This window comes from Sphingobium sp. GW821-FHT02B05, from assembly GCF_059421905.1.
Genome location: NZ_JBWKVW010000021.1, coordinates 1 through 5,666, shown reverse-complemented (window position 1 = coordinate 5,666; position 5,666 = coordinate 1). Strand labels below are relative to the sequence as shown.

Here is a 5,666-nt window from a genome sequence, read left to right as displayed (position 1 = left end):
AGGTTGACCTATCAGATCGAGCCGTAAGCGTGAAGCATAGCTTGCCCACAAGCACTAGGTGGGCGCTTACGGTTCCCGGCGTGCTGAAGCGGTAGCTTTCGCCGGAAGCAGTCGTAACCGGCTCGGCGAATGATTGGCGCCGAATGGGTAAGTCTGGTGGATAGCAGTCGTTGATCAGCAGGCTGACAAGCCTCATCACTTGTTGGACGGATTACCGTCTTTGAACTCGACCCTCACGGCCAGAAATGGTGCCGTTCCCCGGTTCATCACAGCATGTAAGCCCTCCGGTTCCCCTTTCACGGTCTGGGTGGGCTTCAGTGCGGGAGCGTCGAAACGCTGGGCCTCTACCGGACGGCCATCAACCAGCCTGTATTCAATATAGGTGATGGGCTGGGGCTGCTCGAAATACATCACGCTCGGCCAGCGGTGATCGTGAACGGGTTCAGTCGCGCCGGGTGCTACCTCGACCCGCAGAACACGAATTTTGTCATCTTCCATAAGAACACGGTGACTACCCGACGCAGCGGCAACGGCGTCGAAATCCTTTGCAGATGCGCTGACCGAAGTGGCCATAGCGATCAATATCGCCAAAGAGAGAATGCGCTGCACGGCGACTCCTATCTACGTGGCTTTCAGCACGCGGCGCTACTCTGAATAGTCTTAGTCAATGACGCTACTGGGGCGGCTGTTGATCGGCGGCTTGGTGAAGCTCGATTGGCGGCTTCTGTCAGATCCGGTCGTTCGCGCCTCCATTGAGGAACGGCGATACTTGGTCGTGATCTGCCTCCGCCCCGATCGACTCGGCCTGGGACAGAGCCGCCCTTCCCGGTGTCGCTACCAAACGTCCCATCACATCGTGGATCATTTCGACGGTATGCATCGCGCGGCCGGAAGCATTCGATTTCGCACTGAAGCTCATCACCCGACTGCCGCCGCAATGATCGAGACGTGTATCCCGACTGGTTCCACTATCTAATCGGCGGGCTGGAACTGGTCACTGCCCTGCTGCTGGCAGTGCGCCCTTGGCGTACCATCGGCGCCGTCCTTGCAATCTGCGTGGTGCTCTCGGCGCTGCTGACGCTCCTCTGGCATGGAAAGTATCAGATCCCCCCGCACGCGTGATGCCTGCCCTCATGACAGATCATCGCTGCGACAAAAGCGCTCTGGCCGCTATCAACCAGAGAAAGGACTGAATTGGGTCCTAGCGCCACAGGGAAACGTTGAAACTGGCACGTTTGTTCGGCTTCATGTATGTGAATCAGATTAGCATCGAGCGCTTTGTCCGGAAGGGACTAGACGTGATTATTTCTCTTTCCGACTTTCTCGCTGACATACGCGCGCGCAAAGCCGAATTAGGCGTCGTCGACACGCCACAATGCCTTGAGGCCATGCGCAACAATGGTTCTCGGCGGACCGAGCGCAAACGCGCCATGCTCGCACGTATCGAAGAACGGGCGCGTGACGCCGGCGTGACGCCCCTGACCGCGAACTACTGACCGAACCGCCATTCGTTTATATCGTTCCGGTGAAAATGCCCTCACTGCCGGTCGACAAACATCCGATGAGGCTGAAAAAGTCGGCCGCGCACTTTTGGAAAGCCTCTAATTCAACAGTCGATGATGACACGTTCGGAGCGAAGGCATAAGGGCTCCGCGACGTCAGTCGCATCTTCTTATTATTCCGATGTCATGGGATAAAGCTGTACACTTCATACACCTATTCTACCTATCGCCCTTGACGTCGCCAAAAAATCGCGGGAACGATAAGGGGACGCGTGAGGTGAATCCCTAAATGTGGTCAGATAATGAGACGATCCGTGACTTGGTCAACTTCTCGCACGTTGCAGATATCGCCGCAGAGAGAATAGTAGGCGCCAAGGGTGAGCCGCTGTCTGTCGGTATCTCCGGTGACTGGGGTGTCGGCAAATCCTCGATGATGAAGCTTCTGCGTACCTCGCTCGGCAAGCATACGGACGTCGAGTTCCGTTTTGTCGAGTTCAACGCCTGGCTCTATCAGAATTACGACGATGCACGTGCCGCCCTGATGGAGGCGATCGCAGCCGCCGTCTTCGAGCAGGCTGTCGCGAAGAAGGACACGCTATCGGAGACCGCTTGGAAGCATGCGCGAAGTCTGTTCGGACGTGTGAAGAAGCTGAGGGTTCTCGGCCTTATCGGATCGACGGCGATCGATATCTATTCAGGCGGGCATCTCACGCCGTTCCTTGCTGCTGGGATGAGTGCTGCATCTGGCTTGATGGATGGCGAAATCCGGCACAGACATCAAGAGCGTCCAAAAGGTGGCGACGGACGCCTATGAGGGCGGAAAGAAGCTGATCGGCGATAAGAAGCCTGAGGAAGCAGAGCCAGAGGAGGTCGACAGTCCGCGTAAGGCCATCCAAGCCTTCCGTGACGATCTTGAAGCTACCCTGACGGAACTTGGTATTACCCTTGTGGTACTCATCGATGATTTGGATCGCTGTCTGCCCAAGACCGCTATCGCGACCTTGGAATCGATGCGTCTGTTTCTCTTCCTCAAGCAGACCGCCTTTGTGATCGCGGCCGATGAGGGCATGATCCGGCAAGCGGTCCGATCACATTTCGATAACACCACCCTAGATGATGACCTCGTCACCAATTATTTCGACAAGCTGATCCAGCTTCCCATTCGGGTTCCCGCGCTCGGCACGCAGGAAGTCCGCGCATACCTCATGATGCTATTCGTAGATGCGGACACGGATCTCGACACCTCGGTCAAAGACGTCGTCCGTGAAGCAGTGTGCAAGCGGCTGGCTCAGTCCTGGACCGGCGTTCGTGTCGATAAGGCCTTCGTATGTGACACGATCAAGGATGGCCCGCCGAACAAGGAATGTCCGTCGGGCTTGCTGAACCGCTTGGCACTTGCTGAACGAATCGCACCAATCCTGACCACGTCGCCGAAGATTCGCGGTAATCCGCGACTCATCAAGCGCTTCCTCAACACGCTCTCGATGCGCAGTTCCATGGCGCGCATTCAGTCCGTGATTGTGGACGATGAAGTACTGGTCAAGCTGCTGCTTTTTGAACGTTGTGGCGATAAGGACGCCTACGCGGACCTGCTGCGAGCAGTGAACGAATCCGAAGACGGATATGCGACGTTGCTTGGAGACATGGAGCGACGCGCCCGCGGCGACGAAACAGCGCCGGAACTGGAGAAACCTTGGAACGAGACGTTCCATATGAACTGGCTCGCCATGGATCCGCCACTCGCCGACAAGGATCTGCGGGGTGCGTTGTACGTCGGCAGGGAAAGCCATCCGATCATCTCCCGCGCTGACGAATTGTCATCCGACGCAATGGAGGTGCTCGACATGCTCCTAAAACTGAATTCGGCGAGCCCAATCGTGGGCGCCGAAATCGCGAAGCTGTCGAACCCCGAAATCGGCCGGATCACGGACAAGCTCATCGTGAGGGCGAAAAACGAGACCGCCTGGGGCACTCCTCCGATCCTCAACGCTTTGCAGGCACTTGCTGCAGCATCTCCCAATTCAGCCCGCGCCGTTGTCGCCTTTTTCAGCGAGGTGCCTTCCAGTCAAATCAAGCCAGCAATCGTTCCTCGGTTGCGCACACTCCCTTGGGGACAAGAGGTGTTGATCGCATTCCAAAAGCGAGGCGACCTCGCAAAGCCCGCTCAGAACGCCGTCACCGGCGCATTGAAGGGGGAGAACTGATGGGTACGTCTGCCTCAAGCCGTGGACCTGGCTCCGGCCCCGATATCCCTATCGTGCCGCCTTGGGTCGATAATCCACCGCCCGCTCAGCCCGTGCCGCAGCCACCTGCACCAATACCTGCCCCAGCGCAGCCGCCGACGTCGCCATCACCGCAGACACATCCTTCACCAAATCCTCAGGTACCCCCTCAGCCAGACGGTCAACCGCAACCCCAACCGCCGCCGCAGGATCCGTCCGACCCCTCGGCACCTGGCCGATGGCGTGGGGTAAGGACGTCGCTTGGGAAATTTGGCGGCGGCGGCGAGGATCGTGGCAGGCACTTACGCCGCGGTCTCGGACATTATTCGCGAAGCGGAATGGGAGGCAGCGGCAACGCGGCCCGCCGAATGGGCGGTTCGGCCAAGGCCGCTAGTACCCTCCACACCGCTCTTACTGCGCTGGCGAATGGAGAACCACTTCCTCAGGAACTGGGGATCGACCCACAGGCCCTGGCCGGATTGTCTCCGGCCGACTTTGCTGATGCCCTTGTCGATGCCATCCGCCCGCTCGATGGGACACAGGATGCCGAGGCAACCCGTGATTCGGTTGCTCGAGCGCTGTCCGAAATGCTGGACCAGAATGGCGACATCACCAGCCTGACACCGCAGCAAGTCGATCAGGTCACAGCATCGACCCTTGGGTACGATGTCGCACTGCGAATTGAGCTAGACGTCGGTAAAGCGATCATCGCCAAAGCCCCTACGAAGGGCGAAGGACTGGAGCGCCTCCAAGAAATGAAGGACTATGTTCGCGAAGTCGTCGCTGCCGAATATGCGTCGGAACGCGCCAGTGTCGGCACTGTCGGCCAAGCAGCGGTTGAGCGGATTTCACGCAATGCGATCCAACAGGCTTTCGAAGTGTTCGAAGAGGATGGCGAGCTGTGATCAGGATCGCATGTCTTCCCGAAGATCTTCCGGATCACGCCGGTACCGATCTGCGCTTCGACATATACTCGCGGTCTCGTCTCGCGGAGCGTGGCCGTGTTGGCAACCTCGTTCCTGGGCGTATTCGCCGACTTGGCCTGCGACCTTCGATCGATGCTTGGGATTTCACATCGTTTGCGATGGCCGTTGTCGCTGCTGACGAAGCAGTATCACGTGAGCGTAGCCCAGATGGATGGACACGCGAAATAGGACTGACGGTAGCCGTGTCCTCCCCTGACTTCTGGAACACGCAGCGCGGCCGCCTCACTCAGGCGCTGCGCTTCTTGTCTGGCGATATTTGGGAGCTGGAATTCATCGGCGATGGCGCTTCTCCCACAACCAGCGATCCGGCGCGGTTGCGAAACGAAGACATGGTTTGCTTGCTCTCAGGCGGCATGGACAGTCTGATCGGCGCGATAGATGTCGTTGGCGAAGGTCGCAGGCCGCTTTTCGTCAGCCAAATGGCCAAGGGCGACACTGCGGACCAGAAAATGTTTGCAGAGACGATCGCGCCTAAAAGCCTTCATCTTCAGCTTAATCACCATGCCCGACCGCCTGGACCATCTGAACGATCGCAACGCGCCCGGTCGATCGCCTTTCTCGGATTCGGTGTGTTGGCAACGTCGTGCCTGCGCCGCCATCATGATGGCGAGGAGGTGGAACTGCGCATCCCGGAAAACGGCTTCATCAGTCAGAATGTGCCGCTTACCCCGCTGCGTACAGGCAGTCTCAGTACACGTACGACTCACCCCTATTTTCTGTGCCTGATCCAGGAAGCACTCGACGCAGCAGGTCTGCGGGTCCGGCTCAATAACCCCTATGAGCATAGTACCAAGGGGGAGATGCTCTTGGGATGTACTGATCAGACCACCCTTGCGCAGCTTGTCGGCGATTCAACCAGTTGCGGGCGGTATTCGCGTACGGGCTTCCGACATTGCGGTCGCTGCGTACCCTGCCAGGTGCGACGCGGCGCTTATCTAGCGTGGGGGCAGGGAGAC

General features: G+C 58.4%; 8 protein-coding genes. 6 read left to right on the top strand and 2 right to left on the bottom strand.

What is annotated here, in order from left to right; translation table 11 throughout:
- Nucleotides 1-195: 195 nt before the first annotated feature.
- Nucleotides 196-609: a cupin domain-containing protein gene (locus tag AC07UX_RS21005; protein ID WP_495193911.1), complete on the bottom strand. Its 414-nt coding sequence runs from the start codon at nucleotides 607-609 to the stop codon at nucleotides 196-198.
- A 118-nt stretch (nucleotides 610-727) separates the two neighbouring features.
- On the bottom strand, nucleotides 728-919 hold the full coding sequence (locus AC07UX_RS21000) for a hypothetical protein (protein WP_495193910.1): 192 nt from the start codon (nucleotides 917-919) through the stop codon (nucleotides 728-730).
- Between the two features lie 29 nt (nucleotides 920-948).
- On the opposite strand from AC07UX_RS21000, the gene AC07UX_RS20995 reads away from it, so the two are divergent.
- The 6 genes from AC07UX_RS20995 to qatC all read left to right on the top strand — a co-directional run.
- The gene (locus tag AC07UX_RS20995) at nucleotides 949-1,122 is read left to right on the top strand and encodes a hypothetical protein (RefSeq protein ID WP_495193909.1); all 174 of its coding nucleotides are present in this window, start codon (nucleotides 949-951) and stop codon (nucleotides 1,120-1,122) included.
- 98 nt (nucleotides 1,123-1,220) lie between these two features.
- Nucleotides 1,221-1,496: a hypothetical protein gene (locus AC07UX_RS20990; protein WP_495193908.1), complete on the top strand. Its 276-nt coding sequence runs from the start codon at nucleotides 1,221-1,223 to the stop codon at nucleotides 1,494-1,496.
- A 325-nt stretch (nucleotides 1,497-1,821) separates the two neighbouring features.
- The gene (locus tag AC07UX_RS20985; RefSeq protein ID WP_495193907.1) at nucleotides 1,822-2,316 is read left to right on the top strand and encodes a P-loop NTPase fold protein; all 495 of its coding nucleotides are present in this window, start codon (nucleotides 1,822-1,824) and stop codon (nucleotides 2,314-2,316) included.
- Nucleotides 2,258-3,706, top strand: coding sequence for a P-loop NTPase fold protein (locus AC07UX_RS20980; protein ID WP_495193906.1), 1,449 nt, complete (start codon nucleotides 2,258-2,260; stop codon nucleotides 3,704-3,706). Before AC07UX_RS20985 ends, AC07UX_RS20980 begins: the two co-directional genes overlap by 59 nt.
- Before the next feature lie 356 nt (nucleotides 3,707-4,062).
- Complete coding sequence (gene qatB / locus AC07UX_RS20975) at nucleotides 4,063-4,629, top strand: Qat anti-phage system associated protein QatB (protein WP_435568645.1); 567 nt, start codon at nucleotides 4,063-4,065, stop codon at nucleotides 4,627-4,629.
- A partial coding sequence (gene qatC, locus AC07UX_RS20970) for a Qat anti-phage system QueC-like protein QatC (protein ID WP_495193905.1) occupies nucleotides 4,626-5,666 on the top strand: 1,041 nt, incomplete at its 3' end. The genes qatB and qatC, both read left to right, overlap by 4 nt.

Coding starts and splice junctions, on each gene's coding strand:
- AC07UX_RS21000 (WP_495193910.1), bottom strand. CDS start 919: ATGAGCTTCAGTGCGAAATCGAATGCTTCCGGCCGCGCGATGCATACC.
- AC07UX_RS20980 (WP_495193906.1), top strand. CDS start 2,258: ATGGCGAAATCCGGCACAGACATCAAGAGCGTCCAAAAGGTGGCGACG.
- qatB (WP_435568645.1), top strand. CDS start 4,063: ATGGGAGGCAGCGGCAACGCGGCCCGCCGAATGGGCGGTTCGGCCAAG.